This window comes from Varibaculum vaginae (genome assembly GCF_900604285.1).
GTDB lineage: Bacteria > Actinomycetota > Actinomycetes > Actinomycetales > Actinomycetaceae > Varibaculum > Varibaculum vaginae.
In genome coordinates, this window is sequence record NZ_UWNY01000001.1 from 1,163,038 (window position 1) to 1,182,502 (window position 19,465).

Below are 19,465 nucleotides of genomic sequence, written 5' to 3' on the forward strand. Positions count from 1 at the left end.
ATCAAAGTAGCAGGGTGGGAACTGGAGTAGAATAGAAAGCAATGAACACCGATACCTTAGCTGTGGAACTGGCAGATGTTCCCGCGCCTGCTGGAAAAGGAGGTTTTTCCCGGGATGTGGTGGCGGGTAAGAAAAATGTTCCAGGTGCTGTTGCAGAAGGGCAGGCAGAAAAAGAAGAAAAATCTCTTTTGGCGGAACGTTTTACCGCCGAGGCTTTGCCGCTACTAGATCAGCTCTATGCGGGGGCGCTGCGCCTTACTCGTAAACCGGCTGATGCCGAAGATTTAGTGCAAGAAACCTATATGCAGGCTTTCCGTAAGTTTAACCAGTATCGTCCGGGCACAAACCTCAAAGCCTGGATGTACCGGATTATGACGAATACTTTACTTAACCAGTACCGTTCTAAAAGTCGTAGACCTCAAGAGGACGGAACTGGAGAAATCTCTGATCAAGCTCAGGTTGCGCAGTCTTTGCATCATCAGGTAGGAATGCCCTCAGCGGAAACCATAGCCCTCGAGCTGGTGCCGAATGAAACTATCCAGGCGGCCTTTGATCAGCTTTCAGATGAAAACCGTACTGTGGTGTATTTAGCGGATGTAGAGCAGTTCAGCTACAAGGAAATATCGCAGATTCTGGAGATTCCCCTGGGTACAGTAATGTCTAGGCTTCATCGCGGACGTAGCCAATTACGAGAAGAACTAGCTGAATATGCTAGCGAATATGGAATCGGGGTGAAACGATGAGCGAGCGATTATGTCAGCGCGACCCTTTCCGGCGTGCCGCGGAAGAATCCCGCGAATTGAGCGAAGAAGAGGCTTGTCACATCGCTCATTGTCCCTGTTGTCAAAAACTATTAGAGGGGGAGGCTATCGCTATCTCCTCATCTTTGCGGCGTTGTCTTTGTCACGATACTGCAGCTCCGGCAACTTTGCGCACACGGATTGTGCAGAGCCTAGAGGTTTATATGCAAACAGATGGAATGCAGGTGTCTTATAGGCAAGAACGTTTTAGCGAAGACCTATAAACGTTGCATTAACTGTCTTACCGAGGGGAGGGGAAGGCATCTTGCTAAGTCTTGGTTTTCGGCGTCAGTTTCCAAAAACATGGGGTGGTGTGTAAAACTAGGGACGTTGATTTTTATTTGGGAAGGTGCAAAAGATGTCTAAACGTGGACGTAAACGTAAAACTCGCCGTACCAGTGCCGCCAATCACGGCAAACGGCCTAACTGCTAAGAAAAGTATTTAGCTACCGCTTAATAGTAGCGGTTAAAACTTTGGGGGATTGGAAGACTATCGGTCTTCCAATCCCCCAAAGTTTTCAGTACCCGACTAAGAGAAAGCCTTCTCCATTAACTCGGCGTTCTCAGCTTTGTGTAACTTGGCATTGCCGGCTGCGGGGGAGGCAGCTTCAGCACGCGATACTACCTGCAGATTACGGGCGATTGCTTTCGGAAGATGCATAGCCATGAACGGCCAGGCGCCCTGATTTTCTGGCTCATCTTGCACCCAGGTCAACGGCAAATCGCCCCAGGATTCCAAAACCTGCTGTAGTTCAGTTACCGGCAACGGATACAGCTGTTCTAGGCGGATAATTGCGGTATTGAAACTTTCCCGTTTTACCCGCTCTTTAACCAGGTCATAATAGATGCGCCCGGTGCATAGCAGCACCCTTGACGGTTGGGTAACTCGTTCGTCAACCTCGCCAATAACCGGAAGGAAATGACCGGAGATGAACTCCTCGACTGGAGAGGCAGCGGCCGCCAGGCGCAGCAATTGTTTCGGTTCGAAGGCGATTAAGGGTTTACGTGGTCGCTGATAGGCCTGTGTGCGTAGCATGTGGAAGTTATTGGCTGGATTAGAGGGCTGACACACCCACATATTTTCTTGGGCACACAGTTGCAAGTAACGTTCAATCCGAGCCGAGGAATGGTCGGGGCCTTGCCCCTCGTACCCGTGTGGCAGCAGCATTACCACGCCGGAGCGTTCATTCCACTTTTGGAAAGATGAAGAAACGAACTCATCGATAACTGTCTGCGCGCAGTTGGCAAAATCCCCAAACTGCGCCTCCCAAAGCACCAAGGTTTCCGGAGACTCTACCGAATAGCCATACTCGAAAGCCAGGGGAGCATACTCGGAAAGCGGAGAATTATTGACCCAAAAAGTTGCCTGATCTTCAGTGAGAAAATTTAGTGGTGTCCATTCGCGACCATTGCGGTAATCATGAATCACTGCATGACGGTGTGAGAAGGTGCCTCGCCGGGAATCTTGCCCTCCCAGGCGCACATTTGTCCCCTCCATTAGCAAAGACCCGTAGGCTAGCATCTCACCCATACCCCAGTCGATTTTGCCTTCCCGGGACATGATTTCCCGTTTTTGCAGCACCTTCATGATTTTAGGGTGGGGAGTAAAACTTGCCGGTACCCGCACCTGGGATTGGCCAATGCGTTCAACCTCTTCACGGGTAATGGCCGAGTTCCAACCAATCATCATGCCTTGGCCGGGTTGCTGTGAGGAAGGCATTACCCAGCGAGTATCGCCGCCCGGGTTAGTGGTGTCGTCGTGCTCTGCCGCGTCAAACTCTTTCTTTTCCCTGGTTTCCTGGAAAATCTTATTCAAATCGTCATGATATTCCTGCAGTGCCTCCTGGGCTTTTTCCTCACTCAAGTCCCCGCGTCCAATCAAATTGCGGGTATAGACCTCGCGGGTAGTTGGTAGCCGATCGATTAAGGAATAAAGTACCGGCTGAGTCATCGAAGGATCGTCGCCCTCGTTGTGTCCGCGCCGGCGGTAACAGACCATGTCGATGATTACATCTTTATGGAACTCTTGCCTAAATTCGAAGGCCAGCTTGGCCACTTTCACTACGTCCTGAGGGAAATCCCCGTTAACGTGGAAAATTGGAACCTGCAGTCCCTTAGCCAAATCAGTACAGTAGCGGGTGGATCGTCCAGAAGTGGGGCCGGTAGTAAACCCAATCTGGTTATTGACGATAATATGAATGGTTCCGCCGGTGCGATAGCCGCGCAGTTGGGACATATTCAGAGTCTCTTGTACTACGCCCTCGCCGATAAAGGCAGCATCACCGTGGATTAGAATTGGCATTACCAGGCTTTCCGCCTCTTTGCCTCCTCCCAAGCGGTCCTGTTTGGCACGTGTGATTCCTTCACTTACCCCATTAGCGGCCTCCAGATGAGAGGGGTTAGCGGTGAGTGACACTAACACGCCTTCTCCCTCTGCAGCGGAATAAATCCCCTCAGTGCCCAGGTGATATTTCACGTCCCCAGAACCCTGGGTAGAATTAGGATCCAGGTACCCCTCAAATTCGGAGAAAATCTGACCATAGGATTTGCCTGCCACATTAGAGAGTACGTTTAAGCGTCCGCGATGAGCCATTCCGATAGTGATATCTTTCAGACCTGCACGGGACGCGTTAAAAAGCATGTTGTCTAGCAGTGGAATCAGGGATTCTGCGCCCTCTAGAGAGAAACGTTTTTGCCCCACATACTTGGTTTGTAGAAAAGTCTCAAAGGCTTCGGCATGGTTCAGCATGCTGAGCACGTGCATTTGTTCTTCTCTCGAGAGTTTCTTCGTAGGTTTCTCGATACGGTTTTGAACCCAACGCCGTTGGACAGGATCTTGAATATGCATGTATTCAATCCCGATTGCCTGAGTGTAGGTAGCGCGTAATTGTGCTAGTAGGTCGCGCAAGTTCATAGTGTCACGGCCGGCAAAACCTCCCGTGGGAAAGATTCTGTCCAAATCCCACACGCTCAGCCCATAGGAACCGATAGATAAATCGGGGTGGCGACGGAGAATCTGCTGTAGGGGATCGGTATTGGCGGCCAAATGCCCGCGGGAACGATAGGCGTGAATTAGTTCCGCTATCCGGGCGGGCTTCCCTTTCTCAGTTACCGCGTCATAGCTGAAGTCTCGTTCCCACTGATAGGGTTCGTGGGCGACCCCTAAAGTGGAAAATACTCGTTCAAAGAAACCGTCGTGCCCAGTTAGTTTTTGCTCAACAATTCGCAAAAATTCCCCGGAGCCTGCACCTTGAATTACCCGGTGGTCATAGGTGGAAGTCATAGTCATAATTTGACCGACACCCGCATTAGCAAGTTGCGAGGGGGAAGCTCCAGCCCATTCTGCGGGGAAGGAGGTAGCGCCCACTCCAATAATCGCGCCTTGACCAGCCATTAATCTGGGGACCGAATGTTTAGTTCCCAAAGTACCAGGATTGGTTAAAGTAACGGTTCCCCCCGCAAAATCAGCAGGTTTTAGGGCGCCCGCGCGTGCTCGCTTAACTAGATCTTCGTAGGCGGAAATGAACTGCTTAAAGTTCAAAGTGTCAGCATCGTGAACCACCGGTACCATCAAAGAGCGGGAGCCGTCCTCCTTGGGAAGGTCAATGGCTAGCCCAAACCCCACGTGAGCGAATTTACGGATACAATCGTGTCCCTCCTCGTCCTGTTCAAACCGAACGTTCATGGAGGGCATTTCCACCAGTGCCTCTACAATCGCGTAACCAATTAGATGGGTGAAAGACACTTTACCGCCCGTGGTGGCTGCCAAATGAGAGTTAATTACTTTGCGATTTTCGATTAGCAACTTGGCTGGAATCTCGCGGGCAGAGGTGGCAGTAGGAATCCGGAGAGATGCATCCATGTTTTTGACCACTGCTTTAGCCACTCCGCGTAGCCGTTCAATTTGGTCTTCCTCCGCTCCGGAACCTCCCGGTCCTAAGTCAAGAGCGGTTTGCCGGGCAACGTAGGGGGAAGTAGGTTCCGAAGCTGCGACTGGGGGAGCTGGAGGTAAATCGGAGCGGGTAACATCGCGGCCATTGACTGTAGATCCGCTAGTAGTGACGCGGTTAGGTTCAAGTTGTTCGGATTCTGGCTGCTTTATTTGTGCATTCCGAGCCTCTAGGGCGGCGAAATATTCTCGCCAGTCCTCGGGAACCGTTAGGGGGTTTGCACAGTATTTGTCATAGAGTTCATCTATGATTTCTTGGTTGATTGGGCTTACAGATTGATCTATTTGATCTTCCGAATTGGGCATGGCGATTCCTTTTCTGGGTGGCGGCAGAGTGTCCACTAAGATATTAAGCCCAATTAGTTCTAAAGTCCTAGCGTATCTCTTGGCGGCAAGAGAGTTTATTTTAGCTTTACTATGATTGTTGTATAGCTATTAAAATAGTTTAGGAATTGCCTAAGTGAAGAGGTGTTTGTTGTGCGCCCTAGCCCCCAATATCGGGTAATGGTGGTGTAGTTGCCTGCGAGTATTTACTACCTGCTAATGATGCTATTGGGAGTGGTGCTTACCATCGGTACCGCCCTATTCGTGGCGGCCGAATTCTCGATGGTGGCCTTAGATCCAGCCCAGGTTGAGGGGCGAGCCAAGCGCAAAGAAAAAGGCGCTATTGGGGTCTTAAAATCGCTACGGCATCTATCGACTCAGCTTTCAGGGGCGCAAGTTGGAATCACCCTTACCACTATCCTTTTGGGGTATACCACTCAAAATGCGCTTACTTCGTTATTTGTTAAGTTTTTGCAGGATATAAGACTTGCGGCTTCGCTGGCCACCGCAATCGCCGTGGTGGTTGCGTTGGTGCTGGTTAATGCCTTTTCGATGGTGTTCGGGGAGTTGTTCCCCAAGAATCTGGCGCTAGCGAAACCTTTCGAAGTGGCGCGGATGGTTACTCCGCTCCAGCGTGCTTTTACCCTGCTGTTTAAACCGATAATTACGGTTTTGAATGGGCTCTCTAATCGGGTTGTGCGGTCTTTGGGGGTGGAGCCTTTAGAGCAGCTCTCCTCTGCTCGTTCCGCTTCGGAACTAGCAGCTATGGTTCGTCATAGCGCCGAAGCCGGTACCTTGGATTTATCTACCGCCACAATTTTTACCCGCTCCGTGGGGCTGGGCAAACTATGTGCCCGCGACGTGATGACCGATCGGCGCCGGATGGACTCGTTAGAGGAGGGGCAAAGCGCCGAGGATGTAGTAGAACTTTCCCGGCGAACGGGGCATTCGCGTTTTCCGGTTTTAGGGGAGGACGCAGACGATATCCTCGGTTTGGTGCATTTGCGTCGAGCCGTAGCGGTACCTTTTGCTAAACGAAAGAATGTTCCAGTTACTGCCCAATCCTTGCTGGTAGAGGCGTTGCGTGTGCCAGAGACTGTGCGGTTGGCGCCGCTTTTGGTACAGCTGCGAGCCGCTAATCTGCAAATGGCGGTGGTAGTCGATGAATATGGCGGTACCTGTGGAATCGTTAGCTTAGAGGACGTTGTGGAAGAAATCGTGGGGGAAGTAGCGGACGAACATGACCTTAGGCGGCGCGGAATCAGGCTGGAAGGGAAGAATAAATGGCTGGTTGACGGAGATCTGCGTCCTGATGAAATTGCTGATCGCATTGATGTGGCGCTGCCAGATGATGGCCCTTATGAAACCGTAGCCGGGTTAATGCTGGTGATTTTGGGGAAGATCCCTAAAGAGGGGGATAGTGTCAAGGTACGGTCGCACACTTTGACAGTGGCCAGAATGGAGGGGCGGCGCATAGAAAAAGTTTTGATTGCAGCTGGCGGGTCAGAGAAAGCTCGTACTGCAGCTAAAGATCAACAAAACCAGCCTGGCAAAGGTGGTGGCAGCCATGTCTGATTGGGTGGCTTTATTGGTGGCTATGATCTTGCTGGCCGCTAATGCCTTCTTTGTTGCCGGCGAATTTTCAGTTACTTCTGCGCGGCGCTCGCAAATCGAGCCACTGGTTGTGCAAGGAAAACGGGGTGCAAAGGCGGCGCTGTGGGCGGTAGAGCACGTTTCGTTAGTACTGGCCGTCACCCAGTTGGGGATTACTTTGGCATCTACAGGACTCGGGGCAGTTGCTGAACCGGCGCTTGCGCATTTGATTTTGCGACCTTTGAATTTCTTTGGAGTATCCCCCGCGCTTGCACATCCCATTGCCTTTGTATTTGCACTGGTGTTCGTGGTTTTTCTCCACATTTTATTAGGGGAAATGATTCCAAAGAATCTAACAGTGGCGGCGGCGGTCCGGGTTTGTCTGGTGATTTCCCCTCATCTAGTGCGGATTGCTCGCGCGGTGCGCCCGATTGTGCACGCGCTGGATTCCACTGCTAACTGGTTTGTGAAACTGGTGGGAGTTACTCCCCGTTCAGAAGTGGCGCAGTCTTTTACGATTGAAGAGGTAGCCACGATTGTCGCGAAGTCTACTGCGGCAGGGACCTTGCGCGATGATCTAGGACTGTTGTCTGGCACTCTGGAGTTTTCCAGAGAAGATGTTCGTTCAGCTATGATTCCTCTCAGTCGCTTAGTGACTTTGACATGGCCGCTTTCTCCGGCTGATTTTGAGGCCGAGGTAGCGAAAACTGGTTTCTCTCGTTTTCCAATCACTGATGAATCTGGGAATCTACAGGGTTATTTGCACATCAAGGATGTGATTTTTGCTGATTCTACTGCTGTGCGCGAAGCACCGCTTGAATCTTGGCGGATTCGGGTGCTACCCGAGGTTTCACCTGATGAAGAGGTGGAGGATGCCCTGAGGCTAATGCAGAAAACCGGGGTTCACTTGGCGAAGGTGACTGAAAATGGTCAAACTTTAGGGGCTATTTTTCTAGAAGACATCTTGGAGGAACTGGTGGGGGAAGTTCGCGACATTATGCAGCGAAAAGAGGACTAGGGGATAGAGGGAAGTCTTTTCAAATTAAGTAGATAACTTTCCTTGGTTATAACCGGTAACCGTATTGTTTAGTCCCGTTAGAAAAGTTTGGGACAGTGGAGTGGAATCCAGGATATCTGTATGCTGCTGGGGTCTGTTATCACCGGTACGGTTATTTCCTTTGCAGGAAGAATTATTCTATTCATGCTAACTATAGGGATGGTGTCGTCAGTTGGTGTTAACTAGAAAATATGTTTCGGGAACAACTAAACACAGATTCCTTGGATAAATTGTTACAAATTCGTTATCATTTCAGGGTTGGCTAATTTTCCGGAGGGAGCACGTATGGAACAATCGCTTGCGTCTAGACGTTCTCGCCGTGATGAACGCATACGTCGACGGCGCCTGCATCGTTTTGCTGCTATTCCGCGTGCCTTCGTGATATTAGGGCTGGCAACTGTCACTATTGTCGCTCCTCTTACCGGGTTTGTGCAGGCTAATAAGCCAGGGTCTATGACTGCCCACATTCTTTCTTTGCAAGGTGCCGGCCATAGTTGGGCGGGCAGCTCCAACGCTTTAGCTGCTCGGGACTCCGGAGAAGGATTAATTCCTGTTCCTGCGGCTGGTACCCGTGCCCGGATTCTAAATTCTGATCCCCAGTGCCAGTTCTCTAACGTTGGATCCGGTAACAAGGGGTCCGAAATTATGTCTACTGAGGGAGCGATTCTTTTTCCGCTGGAGCGAGGAGTTTTTCAGCAGACCTCACCCTTTGGGGATAGGGTTCATCCGATTTCGGGAATTCGATCCCGCCACACGGGAACCGATTTTGCAGCTCCAGGGGGTACCCCGATTCATGCTTTAACCGATGGGGAAGTAGTGTTCGTCGGTCCTTTAGGCGGGGGAGGCAATGCGGTACGGGTGAAACACAATATTGATGGGCAAACTGTTTTTTCGCAGTACAAGCATATGCTAGATGGTTCTTTTGCGGTTAAAGTTGGTCAGCATGTCAAAGCGGGAGACCAGCTGGGAGCAGTAGGATCGACCGGGGATTCCACCGGAAATCACCTGCACTTCGAGATAATGCCAGACCGGGAGGAAAACTTCGTTGATCCGGTTCCCTGGCTGGAAGCCCATCATTTCCGCTACCTAGGACAAAAATGCAATTAAAACCGCAGATAATCGCGCACCGGGGTGGCGGGGGAGAGACAGTCGAGAACACCCGGGAATCGATTCTTTATGCGCTTTCGCTCAAAGTTAGTCGGTTTGAAACCGATGTGCGCACCCTCAAAGATGGAACTGTGGTGCTTCAACATGACGCGCAGCTACAAAACCCTTGGGGGGATTGGCGCAAGGTAGGGGAGCTTACCTCTCAGGAATATTTTGCTCTTCGTGGTCCACAAGGTCAATGTCCGATTTCGCTGAAAAGCGCTCTGGAGGACTTCCCTAATCTTGCCTATAACATCGACATTAAAGAACCCCGGGCTCTCCAAGGAGCCCTGCAAGCAGTTAATGATGCGGATGCTTGGGAACGGGTAGTGTTCTCCTCGTTTTCCCCTAAGACTCTGTGTGAAATAAGGAACCGGCACCCTCATGCACAAATTTGCTTATCAACGCATGAAGTTTTGAAGGCGGTGGTTGCTGCCCGTACCGGAAATACCTATCTATTTCAAACTTCGGGAGGTTTTGCACAGGTTCCCTTGCGTTGGTGGGGAGTAACTATCGTTGATCGGGAATTCGTTGCTTGGAATCATTGCCGGGGAATCCGGGTTGAGCCCTGGACTGTAAATGATGAGCCAGCAATGCGGGAACTAGCTCGTCTAGGTGTAGATGCAATTATGACCGACTATCCAGCGCGTCTAAAAAAGGTGCTTGCCACGCTGTGAATTGCTGCTAACTGGTAGAGTTGAGGCATGAGAATTCACGTTGCCTGCGATCATGCAGCATTTGACCTAAAACAAGCATTGGTGGCTCATCTTGAAGATCAAGGTCTTGAGGTAGTTGACCATGGAGCTAAAGAATATGACGCCCAAGATGATTATCCCAATACCTGTATTCCTTGTGCGCAAGCCGTCCTAGCTGACGAAGGTTCTCTAGGGGTAGTGCTTGGGGGATCGGGTAATGGTGAACAGATGGCCGCAAACTGCGTCAAGGGAATCCGAGCAGCTTTGGCCTGGAGTCTGGAAACCGCTAAGCTAGCTCGCGAACATAATAATGCCCAGGTTGTGGCGGTGGGGGCGCGTATGCATGAAACTTCCCAGGCATTAGCCATAATCGATGCTTTCATTGCCGAGCCCTTTTCAGAGGGAGAGCGCCATCAGAGACGCATTGATTTAATGACCCAATATGAACAGGAAAAATAATTCCTCATTCAAGCATATTGAAGTTCCTAGGGTGCGCCTGAGCGAGGTTAGCTACCCTGGGGATGAAGCTGGGCAACCATTGCTGGCGGGGGTATCGCTCACAGTTAGGCCGGGCGAGATGTTGGCAATAGTTGCCTCAGCTTCCATTAATCGTGTTTTGCTAGACCTAATTTCTGGCCTGGAAGAACCCTGCGCGGGCAGTATTGAACTCGAAGGGCAAGACCTTAGAGAAATGAGTGCTCAGCAGCGCGCTTGGTTGCGGCGGGAAAAGATTGGGATAGTGATGCCCGCAGCGAACTTGGTTGATGACTTAACCGCAGCCGAGAATATCGCGTTAGTTTATGAACTTTCGGGTATTAGTCACCAGCAGGCACTTTCTCGAGCCGGGGTAGCTTTAGCTAATGTGCGTGCTTCTGAATTCGGCGACCGATATCCGCAGCAGCTAGATCTTTTCAATCAGCAAAAAATCGCAATAACCAGAGCCGGACTAGGGGGAGCGAAGTTAATACTAGCTTTCGATCCTGTGACAGAACTGGATGTAGCCCAGGGAAAACAGATTTTGCATATGCTGCGCACGCAAGTTGAAAACGGCAATTCTTGCTTACTGTTTTCCACTCGAGAATCTCTGGCAGACTTTGCTGACCGCTCCTTGAAAATTCAACCAGTAGCTTCCAGCTGTAGGGGAGTAGAAAGATGACTAGAACGGGCTTAATCTGGAGATTAGCCTACCGAGGAATTACCCGCAATTCTCGTTACTCCTTGCTGGTGTTTGCCCTGGTTGCACTAGCATCTTGCCTGATGACAATAGTAACAATCTCGCAGGTGACCCGCGATCCGGTGGCAGCTGCTCCGCAAGAAGCAGTTTTCCCCGCAGCGAGCGCCGCCATAGAGTATCGTCCCGGGCTTACATGGCAAGAACTGGATGGTATCGAGTTTTTAACCACCGACGGAAAGCGGCATTGGAGAATTGGGGAGGGGGCAAGTCCTTTTATTCCTGGAAGCCAAGATATATCAAAAATTCTTGGGAAAACCCGACTGATACCCCTGATTTTTACCTCTGGAAGTTTTTTATCTACCAGTTCTGAGGCCGAGAGGGGGGATCTTTCGGGGCTGACGGCCAACTGGCAGTTGTTAGATCCTCTTGCAGATACGGTAATAAAAGGGAAAAATCCGACTAAAATCGATGAAATTTCCGTGAGTCACAAAACAGCCAAGCAGTTGTCCTTACAAAGTGGGGGAAAAAATTCACGGCAGCAAAATCTGCTCAGCGAACACTTGTTTAAAGGATAGAACATATCGGGTTGTGGGGCTTTTTCGGGCGCCTCACAGCTCCTGGCAACAGTTCCGCCTGGCGCCCAACGCGCAAAATATTTTTCTCAGATCCTCTGCAAACTTGCAAAATCAGGAAATTAGCATCATCTGGCCATTCAATAAACTTTCCGAACAGGAAAAGAAATATCCTTACTTCATTTACTCTTTTCAGGTCTTAGCGAATACTGATATTTCTGCGCACCAACGAAGCCAGCTGAACAATTCACAGCTGCGGGTGATTGCGATAGATGATCGGCCATATTGGGATTTTGAAGCGATTACTTTCGCCCAACGCACGCTGCTATTCTTACCGGCGATTGCAGTCTATCTGCTGGCATTATTTTTGCTTAATCTGCCGTTCATGACGCGTTTGCTGCTTAGACAGCGCGATAATTTTCGGGTGATGCAGCGTGTTGGTGCTCCCCCTCGTCTGATTCCCCAGATATTGGCAGTACAGGCGATATTGATGGGTACAGGGGGAAGTATTGTGGGAGTTATAGTCGGCTATGCTTTACAACAAATCATTATTAGTCCCGACACCGGAGCGCCCCATATCGTATTATTTTTCCTAGCTTTAGCGGCTTGCCTCGGGGTTTGGTGCTGCGGGCTGGCAATGTCTTGGGCAAGGAAAAATACCTGCAAGCACCAGCATCCGGCAAAAGTATCTTCAAACTAAACTGGGGTTAGTATTCCGATAACTGGCACCAATTAAAAAGATGGCGGGGATAGGACGTGTCCTATCCCCGCCATTTATAGCAACTATATTTTTCCGCTAGGAGTTAACTATCGAATGAACCTGTTGAGCGATGGCTAACTCTTCATTAGTTGGGACTACTAGTACTTTTACGGAAGAATCAGGGGTCGAAATAATTGCTTCGTCATTCGCGTGCCCTTCATTAAGCTCCGGATCAATTTTTATGCCCATAAAGGCGAGCTCCTGACAGAGTTTGGCGCGAATCCTAAAATCATTTTCACCGACTCCGGCAGTGAAGGTCAGAGCGTCTAGTCCGCCCATTACCGCCCAATAGGCACCAACATACTTCACCAGGCGATGTAAATAAATTTGCATCGCCATTTCAGCCTGTTCATCTCCTTCTTCGATTAGCTTCCAGTTCTCACGCATATCATTATGCCCAGTCAGGCCTTTCATGCCGGAGCGCCGGTTGAGAAGCTCATCGATTTCATCGATGCTCATATGGCCTTCCCGGTACAGATGGAACACAGCTGCCGGATCGATATCGCCGGTGCGTCCCCCCATAACCAGTCCCTCTAGCGGGGTTAGTCCCATGGAGGTTTCTACGGGATGGTGCCTAACAATTGCAGAGGCGGAGGCGCCATTTCCAAGGTGTAAAACAATCTGTTTAAGATCAGAGGTTCCCAATATGGATCGTACCCGATGAGCAACATATTGGTGAGACGTACCGTGGGCACCATAACGACGAATCCGGTATTTTTCGGCGACAGAACGTTTCAGTGCATAGGTATAGGCCTTTTCGGGGAGATGATTAAAGAAGGCCGTATCGAATACCGCCACGTGCGGAACCTTCGGCAGGATCCGTTTAGCGGCATCGATGCCTTTCAAGTGGGCAGGGTTGTGTAAGGGGGCGAGAGGGCAAAGTTCCTCAATCAAGGAGTGTACTGTCTCGTCAATTAGAGCCGGTCCAGAAAAATATGGACCTCCTTGTACAATGCGGTGACCTACCCCGACCACGTGGGAGTCTTCAAGTGCAGGACCGATGTTTTCGAAGAGTTCTTCTACAACCGACATCCCCTCGAGATGATCCCTAACTGGGCGCTGCATTTCATGCTCTTCATCCTGGTATACGTGTTTGATGCGACTGCATTTCTCGCCAATCTGTTCGACAATTCCAGATGCTATTTCTTTTTCGCTCTCCGGGTTAATCAGCTTGTATTTAATCGATGACGAACCGGAGTTAATTACCAGAATGGTATCGTTTTCCATGCTTTCCTCTTCCTTTTAGGGATTATCCCTGTGCCTGAATCGCAGTAATGATAATGGTATTAACCATATCGGCAACCAACGCTCCGCGCGATAGGTCATTGACCGGTTTATTTAATCCCTGCAAAATCGGGCCGACAGCGACAGCTCCAGCGGTGCGCTGCACCGCCTTGTATACGCAGTTTCCCACGTCGAGATGATTAAAAACAAATACGTTTGCCTGTCCGGCTACCGGTGAATCGGGGCGCTTGGTAGCGGCTACCTTCTGGTCGATTGCAGCATCAAATTGCAACGGGCCGTCCACTGTTAGCTCGGGGTGGTTTTCCTTCACCAATTTTAGGGCTTCTGCCACTTTAGTGACGGTTTCCCCACTTCCGGAATCCCCGGTGGAATAGGAAATAAGAGCTACTTTGGGGTCAATTCCGAATTGGGCTGCGGTTTTTGCGCTAGAGGCGGCAATGTCCGCCAACTGGCTGCAATCTGGATTGATTGAAACCGCACAATCGGCATATAGATCCGCGTGATCAGAAAAGAGCATGAGGAAAGCTCCGGATACGGTCGAAACCTCGGGCTTGGTCTTAATAATTTGGAGGGCGGGACGAATAGTATTTGCAGTGGTGTGACAGGCTCCAGAGACCATGCCGTCGGCGTCGCTACATTCAATCATCATGGTGCCGAAGTAGGCGGAGTCTTTTAGCATCTCCCGCGCCTTCTCCGGGGTTACTCCCTTGTGAGCTCTCAGTTCGCTCAGACGCTGACTGTAGCGCGCGATGAGTTTTTCATCGCGCAAGGAAACTACCTTAGCGTCGCTCAAATCCAGCTTGAGCTCTTGAGCGCGGGTCGTGACCTCAGATTCTTCCCCTAGCAGGATTATTTTTGCCGCCGACAGCTTTAGAATCTGAGCCGCAGCTTGTAGTACCCGATCATCCTCTGATTCGGGTAAAACAATAGTACGCGGTAAGGCTTTAGCCCGTTCGGTCAATATCCCCTGATAGGCCAACGGGGGGATAGCGACCTGCGGTGGGTTTTCCAAAACCGGGCGGAGCTGCGCAAGATCGCCAGCGCTTACTTTAGAACCACTTATCGTGGCTACTGGGGCATGTTCAAGACTTACCGAGGGGGTGAAAGCGGCATTTATTAGGATAGTTCCCGCCGGAGTGCCTCCGTTGCGGGAAGCAGTTAGTGCCATAATATGGCTGGCCTTGATAGCGGCATCTTCATCCATCCCGGAAGCATCGATTAACAAGATCATGGGAGCCAGCAGGTGGGCGGCTACGCGGGCATGAACCGCGGTGATATCTAAACTGGCAGGTGCGGATGAGTAGGAACCATCATAGATGGCAGCCGGGGAGTGGGAAAAAGCATCTATAACTTGCTGTGCCGATTGCTCAGATTTGAGAATCCAATCTTCTAGCGAGGGTGATCCCTTTTGAAAAACTGGCTGTATCGGGGAGTTCTCTAGCAGCTGTGCCAGAGACTCAACAATAGACTTGGTATCAATATCTGCCTGTAGAGGAGCTAGATAATAGGATTTTTTCATAGATAATATTCCTTTTCCGGTACTTTCAAGTATCCCTAATATAACCAGGCTACCAGGTAAAGTAGTTGCAAATCATCAGGATATAAAATAGCTTTCGAATTTCTCGATAATGCTCAGGTCGCTTGGAGAAAGACCCCACTCATAAAAAATCCCGGTATGCTGGGATATGTGAATGAATCAAGTCCTGATTGGGTACGTCCTGTCCTTGTTTTCGATATGGGTGCGCAAACCGCCCAACTGATTGCGCGGCGGGTGCGGGAAGCCCATATCTATTCTGAAATTGTGTCTCCGAAACTATCTGCCGAGCAGATTTTGGCGAGAAAACCCCTGGCATTAATAGTTTCCGGGGGGCCGAACTCCGCATACGCAGAGGGTTCTCCCCATATCGACCCGCAGCTTCTAGACAGCGGAGTACCAATATTGGGAATCTGCTACGGATTCCAGATGCTCACCCAGATGCTGGGGGGTAAGGTTGCGAGCGCGGGGCGCCAAGAATACGGCAAGGCTGAAGCGAAAGTCGCTACCGACTGTCCTTTGTTCGCGGATACACCAGCTGAGCAAGTGGTTTGGATGTCGCACAATGACGAGGCCAAAGCGCTCCCGGAGGGCGCAAAAGTGGTGGCCAGCTCGCCCGGGGCCGAGATTGCCGCTTTCGAAATTGAGGGGCGTCCCATTTGGGGAGTGCAATGGCATCCCGAAGTGCGTCATAGTGAATACGGCAGTCAGCTAATTAAAAATTTCCTGTACAAGGCGGCAGGACTGGAGCCTAACTGGGATTCGCACTCGATTACCGAACATCAGATTCACCAGATTCGCGAGCGGGTTGGCAATGCTCGAGTGATTTGTGGGCTTTCCGGGGGAGTTGACTCCTCAGTTGCTGCTGCCCTGGTACATCGGGCAGTAGGTGATCAGCTTACCTGTATTTTTGTAGATCACGGTTTGCTGCGTGCGGGTGAGCGGGAACAGGTTGAACGCGACTACGCGGCCTCCAGCGGGGTAAAGATCGTGACCGTGGATGAATCTGAACGCTTTCTGAATGCTCTTGCCGGGGTGAAAGAGCCGGAGCAAAAGCGTAAGATCATCGGCCGAGAATTTATTCGGGCTTTCGAGGACGCGCAGCGTGCCCTGGTGAAAGAAGCCGGAGAAGCCGGAGAAGAAATTAAGTTCCTGGTGCAAGGAACTTTGTATCCGGATGTTGTGGAATCTGGCGGGGGAGAAGGCGCTGCCAATATCAAGTCTCACCATAACGTTGGGGGGCTGCCCGACGATCTTTCCTTTGAGCTTATTGAACCGCTACGTAGCCTATTTAAGGATGAGGTACGCGCTCTAGGAATAGAACTGGGATTGCCCGAAAATCTGGTGTGGCGTCAGCCGTTCCCCGGTCCCGGCTTAGGGGTGCGGATTCTGGGCGAGCTTACTAAAAAGAATCTAGATATTTTACGTGCTGCTGACCTTATAGTTCGCGAGGAATTAACTACTGCCGGGCTTGACCGCCAGATTTGGCAATGCCCGGTGGTATTGCTGGCAGATGTTCGCAGCGTGGGAGTACAGGGTGATGCCCGTACCTATGGGCATCCGATAGTGATTCGTCCTGTCGTGACCGAGGATGCAATGACCGCCGACTGGTTCCGGTTGCCTTACGAGGTGTTAGAGAGGATTTCTAACCGCATCACCGGGGATGTTCCCGAGATTAACCGGGTAGTGCTGGATTGCACCTCGAAGCCCCCGGGGACCATCGAGTGGGAGTAGGCTGATAGGGTTCTGACCTGCATTTTTGAGTGCCGCACTGTGCCGCTGAGTTTCGTTTCGTACGAGAGTCATGGCAAAGCCGCCAGCGATGTTGGTGAGTAAATACGATAACCGAGCCTCCGTTCCCGCGTTGGGACGGAGGCTTTTTCTTTGTCGTTTTACTCCCTTTCACCTGCGATTTCGCAATTTACTCCCCCGTGTTTCAAGACGGCAAGGCACGGTGCGGCATTCGGAGGAACGGGAGTAAGGATTCATCCCAAGTGAGTAGACGCGCGATTTTTGTCTCCGAGAGCCAAACGGGGCCGTTTCGGGGCCTGTGAAACTCAAATCGAACTCAATAGGCTTTTCGGCGGTCTTCTCACAGCGTTTTCCCAGGTGGTTAATGGGGAGTAAAGAATCTCGCCGCCTCAATGAAAACGGGAGTAACCAGGGGAAATGCCGCGGCGTACTGCCGCGTGCCGCCGTGTAAGCCACCGCGTCATTTACTCCCCAGGTGCGCCGGAAATGCCTTGGCATGCAATGGGGAGTAAAAACTCAGCTTACGCAGGCCCGAGCGGCGCTCGCCGCCTGGTCCACCGTCCTGATTCGGTTGCGTTGATCGCGAAATGCGGAGAGCCGCTACAGCGAGGCTTTCCAGTCCTCGTATTCGTCGGCGTCGATCTTGCCGTTTTCGAGCTGCGCGCGCTTCTCTGCCCACAGTTCGATCGCCATCGCGGCTTTGGGCGCGTGCGGCGCCTTGGGGTTCAGGGAGAGGCCCGTGCCGTCGGCTGCGGGCACGATGCCGAAGGAGTCCTCGAGCCGCACGAGCAGCGACATGAGGTCGCCCGCAGTCTCGACGCCGTAATCCTTGAGGGCGTTGACGGACACGCCGAGCGCCGCGGAGATGGACTCGAGCAGCTCGGGCTTCACGGCGCGGATGCCGCTCTCGTAGTGGCGCACGGCCCCCTCGGTCAGGCCGACCGCCTCGGCGAGCTGCGCCTGCGTCATGCCGCGCGACTTGCGGTACCGCCTTATGTTCTCGCCTACGGACATGAGCCCTCCTCCTGGAATTACGTACCAGCACATCTTATCAGCGTACGCAAATGTACGCAATTCTATTGACAGTACAGATATGTACGTTTACTCTGAATCTGTGAACCGTACGTATCCGTACGCCATTGATTGGAGGAGCCATGGACGAGAAGGTGGCGAAGACGCCGAGGCCGCACATGCTGGACGCCGACGAGGTCGCGGAGCTGCTGAGGATCAAGAAAGGCAGCGCCTACGAGGTGATCAGGAAGATAAACGCCGAGCAGGAGGCGCGCGGGCGCGTGGTCATCCGCGGGCGCGTTCGAAGCGACGTCTTCGACGCCCTGTACTTCCCGGAGGTGGACTGACATGCCCGTGTACAAGGACGACGGCAACGGCACGTTCTACGTGCAGTGCTACTACCGCGACGCCCGCGGCTCGAAGCGCCACAAGACGAAGCGCGGCTTCTCCTCCGAGGTGGAGGCCGCAGTGTGGGAGAGCCAGTTCAAGAGCCTTAACGGCGGGGCCATGGACATGACGTTCTCCGAGTTCGTCGAGGTGTACGCCTCCGAGGTGAAGCCGCGCATACGCGAGCACACGTGGATCACCAAGGAGTACATCATCAACGACAAGCTCGTGCCGTTCTTCGGGGACATGCGCATGTGCGACGTGAGGCCGATCGACGTCATCAGGTGGCAAAACGAGCTCACCGAGCACCGGGACGCCGACGGGAAGCCCTGGGCACCGACGTACCTGCGCACAGTGAACAACCAGCTCAACGCCATCTTCAACCACGCCGAGCGCTACTACGGCCTCAGCGACAACCCGGTGCGCAGGGTCGACAAGATAGGCTCGAAGAAGGGCGGCGAGATGCAGTTCTGGACCAAGGACGAGTACCTGAGGTTCAGCGAGGCCGTCATGGACAAGCCTCTCTCATTCCACGCCTTCGAGCTGCTTTACTGGACGGGCATACGCTGCGGCGAGCTCCTGGCGCTCACGCCGTCCGACTTCATGCTGGAGAGCTCGCGGCTGCGCATCAACAAGTCGTACCAGAGCCTCAACGGCGTTGACACCGTGACCGACCCCAAGACGCCCAAGTCCGTGCGCACGATCGTCATGCCCGCCTTCCTGCGCGACGAGATGGCGGACTTCATCGAGATGCGCGACGACGTCGCCCCCGACGAGCGCCTGTTCGCCGTGACCAAGCACTTCCTGGCCCACGAGATGGAGCGCGGGTGCAAGGCGTCGGGCGTGAAGCGCATCCGCATACACGACATACGCCACAGCCATGTGAGCCTGCTGATAGAGATGGGCTTCTCCGCGCTGGCCATCGCCGAGCGCATGGGCCACGAGGCGGTGGACATCACCTACCGCTACGCGCACCTGTTCCCCACGAAGCAGGACGAGATGGCCGCCGCGCTCGACGGGGCGAGGGGGTAAGAAGGATGCCGTGCGAGAACAGCGCCCGCAAGCGCAGCAAGACGATGGCGTTCCGCTGCACGCCCGAGGAGCGCAAGCTCATATGCGAGATGGCAGCCTGGAGCGGCATGAACAGGCAGGACTACATCATCGCCAAGCTCACCGATACCCAGGTCGAGGTGAGGCCCTCCGTGAGCGTGCAGAAGGCACTGAGGGACTCGATGGCGGAATTGGCCAAGGAGGTGCGGCTGGCGGCCTCCTACGGCGAGCTGAGCGAGTCCCTGCAACAGAGAATTGAGCACGTGATGAGGTTCTTCCTAGCGCTCGGCGAGCCTGTTGACGCGCCGACGGAAGAGACATCGCCACGAACTACGTTTTTGGAAGAGCCGGTTCCATCCGTCATCGATGCGGGTTCCGACACCGCAAGCATCTTCGAGATGGGACGCAGGTAGGGC

19 protein-coding genes are annotated in these 19,465 nt (G+C 52.4%); 15 read left to right on the plus strand and 4 right to left on the minus strand.

Annotated features, from left to right (window positions below; all coding sequences use genetic code 11):
• Positions 1-41 precede the first annotated feature (41 nt).
• From EFB02_RS04975 to EFB02_RS08940, 3 genes are all read left to right on the plus strand, one after another.
• Positions 42-743, plus strand: coding sequence for a sigma-70 family RNA polymerase sigma factor (locus EFB02_RS04975; protein WP_122820453.1), 702 nt, complete (start codon positions 42-44; stop codon positions 741-743).
• The gene (locus EFB02_RS04980; RefSeq protein ID WP_122820454.1) at positions 740-1,024 is read left to right on the plus strand and encodes a hypothetical protein; all 285 of its coding nucleotides are present in this window, start codon (positions 740-742) and stop codon (positions 1,022-1,024) included. The genes EFB02_RS04975 and EFB02_RS04980 overlap by 4 nt, the downstream gene beginning before the upstream one ends.
• A gap of 134 nt (positions 1,025-1,158) precedes the next feature.
• Positions 1,159-1,233 carry a 50S ribosomal protein bL37 gene (locus EFB02_RS08940; RefSeq protein ID WP_408648196.1) on the plus strand — a complete coding sequence of 25 codons (75 nt, stop codon included), beginning with the start codon at positions 1,159-1,161 and terminating at the stop codon, positions 1,231-1,233.
• A 96-nt stretch (positions 1,234-1,329) separates the two neighbouring features.
• Here EFB02_RS08940 and EFB02_RS04985 read toward each other — a convergent pair whose 3' ends face one another.
• A complete protein-coding gene (locus EFB02_RS04985; RefSeq protein ID WP_122820455.1) occupies positions 1,330-5,055 on the minus strand; it encodes a multifunctional oxoglutarate decarboxylase/oxoglutarate dehydrogenase thiamine pyrophosphate-binding subunit/dihydrolipoyllysine-residue succinyltransferase subunit in 3,726 nt (1,241 codons plus the stop codon).
• Positions 5,056-5,292: 237 nt separating this feature from the next.
• Here EFB02_RS04985 and EFB02_RS04990 point away from each other — a divergent pair, with 237 nt between their 5' ends.
• The 8 genes from EFB02_RS04990 (at position 5,293) to EFB02_RS05025 (ending at position 12,010) form a co-directional block, all read left to right on the plus strand.
• Positions 5,293-6,648, plus strand: coding sequence for a hemolysin family protein (locus EFB02_RS04990; RefSeq protein ID WP_122820456.1), 1,356 nt, complete (start codon positions 5,293-5,295; stop codon positions 6,646-6,648).
• Positions 6,641-7,684, plus strand: coding sequence for a hemolysin family protein (locus EFB02_RS04995; protein ID WP_122820457.1), 1,044 nt, complete (start codon positions 6,641-6,643; stop codon positions 7,682-7,684). Before EFB02_RS04990 ends, EFB02_RS04995 begins: the two co-directional genes overlap by 8 nt.
• A gap of 324 nt (positions 7,685-8,008) precedes the next feature.
• On the plus strand, positions 8,009-8,830 hold the full coding sequence (locus EFB02_RS05000; protein WP_122820458.1) for a M23 family metallopeptidase: 822 nt from the start codon (positions 8,009-8,011) through the stop codon (positions 8,828-8,830).
• Positions 8,821-9,546 (plus strand): glycerophosphodiester phosphodiesterase family protein, encoded by a 726-nt coding sequence (locus EFB02_RS05005; protein WP_122820459.1) that lies wholly within the window; start codon positions 8,821-8,823, stop codon positions 9,544-9,546. Before EFB02_RS05000 ends, EFB02_RS05005 begins: the two co-directional genes overlap by 10 nt.
• Positions 9,547-9,573: 27 nt before the next feature.
• Entirely contained in the window at positions 9,574-10,023 is a 450-nt protein-coding gene (locus EFB02_RS05010; protein WP_122820460.1) for a ribose-5-phosphate isomerase, read from the plus strand.
• Positions 10,007-10,720, plus strand: a complete 714-nt coding sequence (locus tag EFB02_RS05015; protein ID WP_122820461.1) for an ATP-binding cassette domain-containing protein — start codon at positions 10,007-10,009, stop codon at positions 10,718-10,720. The genes EFB02_RS05010 and EFB02_RS05015 overlap by 17 nt, the downstream gene beginning before the upstream one ends.
• Entirely contained in the window at positions 10,717-11,313 is a 597-nt protein-coding gene (locus EFB02_RS05020) for a hypothetical protein (RefSeq protein ID WP_122820462.1), read from the plus strand. Before EFB02_RS05015 ends, EFB02_RS05020 begins: the two co-directional genes overlap by 4 nt.
• Positions 11,314-11,416: 103 nt before the next feature.
• Entirely contained in the window at positions 11,417-12,010 is a 594-nt protein-coding gene (locus EFB02_RS05025) for an FtsX-like permease family protein (protein WP_147471034.1), read from the plus strand.
• Between the two features lie 96 nt (positions 12,011-12,106).
• Here EFB02_RS05025 and EFB02_RS05030 read toward each other — a convergent pair whose 3' ends face one another.
• On the minus strand, positions 12,107-13,297 hold the full coding sequence (locus tag EFB02_RS05030; protein ID WP_122820464.1) for an acetate/propionate family kinase: 1,191 nt from the start codon (positions 13,295-13,297) through the stop codon (positions 12,107-12,109).
• A 22-nt stretch (positions 13,298-13,319) separates the two neighbouring features.
• Entirely contained in the window at positions 13,320-14,834 is a 1,515-nt protein-coding gene (gene pta, locus EFB02_RS05035) for a phosphate acetyltransferase (RefSeq protein ID WP_234992739.1), read from the minus strand.
• 156 nt (positions 14,835-14,990) lie between these two features.
• On the opposite strand from pta, the gene guaA reads away from it, so the two are divergent.
• Positions 14,991-16,583: a glutamine-hydrolyzing GMP synthase gene (guaA, locus tag EFB02_RS05040; RefSeq protein WP_122820465.1), complete on the plus strand. Its 1,593-nt coding sequence runs from the start codon at positions 14,991-14,993 to the stop codon at positions 16,581-16,583.
• Between the two features lie 618 nt (positions 16,584-17,201).
• Here guaA and EFB02_RS05045 read toward each other — a convergent pair.
• Positions 17,202-17,648 (minus strand): helix-turn-helix domain-containing protein, encoded by a 447-nt coding sequence (locus EFB02_RS05045; RefSeq protein WP_233502603.1) that lies wholly within the window; start codon positions 17,646-17,648, stop codon positions 17,202-17,204.
• Positions 17,649-17,755: 107 nt separating this feature from the next.
• Here EFB02_RS05045 and EFB02_RS05050 point away from each other — a divergent pair, with 107 nt between their 5' ends.
• From EFB02_RS05050 to EFB02_RS05060, 3 genes are read left to right on the plus strand one after another with little or no spacing between them, the layout of a single operon-like run.
• Positions 17,756-17,959, plus strand: coding sequence for a hypothetical protein (locus tag EFB02_RS05050; RefSeq protein ID WP_006681531.1), 204 nt, complete (start codon positions 17,756-17,758; stop codon positions 17,957-17,959).
• A 1-nt stretch (position 17,960) separates the two neighbouring features.
• Complete coding sequence (locus EFB02_RS05055) at positions 17,961-19,031, plus strand: site-specific integrase (RefSeq protein WP_022349660.1); 1,071 nt, start codon at positions 17,961-17,963, stop codon at positions 19,029-19,031.
• A 5-nt stretch (positions 19,032-19,036) separates the two neighbouring features.
• On the plus strand, positions 19,037-19,462 hold the full coding sequence (locus EFB02_RS05060) for a plasmid mobilization protein (protein WP_032746262.1): 426 nt from the start codon (positions 19,037-19,039) through the stop codon (positions 19,460-19,462).
• Positions 19,463-19,465 lie beyond the last annotated feature (3 nt).

What these genes read in the sequence shown, in the direction of transcription:
- EFB02_RS05060 (WP_032746262.1), top strand. Translation starts at nt 19,037, where the DNA reads ATGCCGTGCGAGAACAGCGCCCGCAAGCGCAGCAAGACGATGGCGTTC.
- EFB02_RS04995 (WP_122820457.1), top strand. Translation starts at nt 6,641, where the DNA reads ATGTCTGATTGGGTGGCTTTATTGGTGGCTATGATCTTGCTGGCCGCT.
- EFB02_RS05010 (WP_122820460.1), top strand. Translation starts at nt 9,574, where the DNA reads ATGAGAATTCACGTTGCCTGCGATCATGCAGCATTTGACCTAAAACAA.
- EFB02_RS05050 (WP_006681531.1), top strand. Translation starts at nt 17,756, where the DNA reads ATGGACGAGAAGGTGGCGAAGACGCCGAGGCCGCACATGCTGGACGCC.
- EFB02_RS05055 (WP_022349660.1), top strand. Translation starts at nt 17,961, where the DNA reads ATGCCCGTGTACAAGGACGACGGCAACGGCACGTTCTACGTGCAGTGC.
- EFB02_RS05030 (WP_122820464.1), bottom strand. Translation starts at nt 13,297, where the DNA reads ATGGAAAACGATACCATTCTGGTAATTAACTCCGGTTCGTCATCGATT.
- EFB02_RS04980 (WP_122820454.1), top strand. Translation starts at nt 740, where the DNA reads ATGAGCGAGCGATTATGTCAGCGCGACCCTTTCCGGCGTGCCGCGGAA.
- EFB02_RS05015 (WP_122820461.1), top strand. Translation starts at nt 10,007, where the DNA reads ATGAACAGGAAAAATAATTCCTCATTCAAGCATATTGAAGTTCCTAGG.
- guaA (WP_122820465.1), top strand. Translation starts at nt 14,991, where the DNA reads ATGCTGGGATATGTGAATGAATCAAGTCCTGATTGGGTACGTCCTGTC.
- EFB02_RS04990 (WP_122820456.1), top strand. Translation starts at nt 5,293, where the DNA reads ATGATGCTATTGGGAGTGGTGCTTACCATCGGTACCGCCCTATTCGTG.
- EFB02_RS05000 (WP_122820458.1), top strand. Translation starts at nt 8,009, where the DNA reads ATGGAACAATCGCTTGCGTCTAGACGTTCTCGCCGTGATGAACGCATA.
- EFB02_RS05005 (WP_122820459.1), top strand. Translation starts at nt 8,821, where the DNA reads ATGCAATTAAAACCGCAGATAATCGCGCACCGGGGTGGCGGGGGAGAG.
- pta (WP_234992739.1), bottom strand. Translation starts at nt 14,834, where the DNA reads ATGAAAAAATCCTATTATCTAGCTCCTCTACAGGCAGATATTGATACC.
- EFB02_RS04975 (WP_122820453.1), top strand. Translation starts at nt 42, where the DNA reads ATGAACACCGATACCTTAGCTGTGGAACTGGCAGATGTTCCCGCGCCT.
- EFB02_RS04985 (WP_122820455.1), bottom strand. Translation starts at nt 5,055, where the DNA reads ATGCCCAATTCGGAAGATCAAATAGATCAATCTGTAAGCCCAATCAAC.
- EFB02_RS05045 (WP_233502603.1), bottom strand. Translation starts at nt 17,648, where the DNA reads ATGTGCTGGTACGTAATTCCAGGAGGAGGGCTCATGTCCGTAGGCGAG.
- EFB02_RS05020 (WP_122820462.1), top strand. Translation starts at nt 10,717, where the DNA reads ATGACTAGAACGGGCTTAATCTGGAGATTAGCCTACCGAGGAATTACC.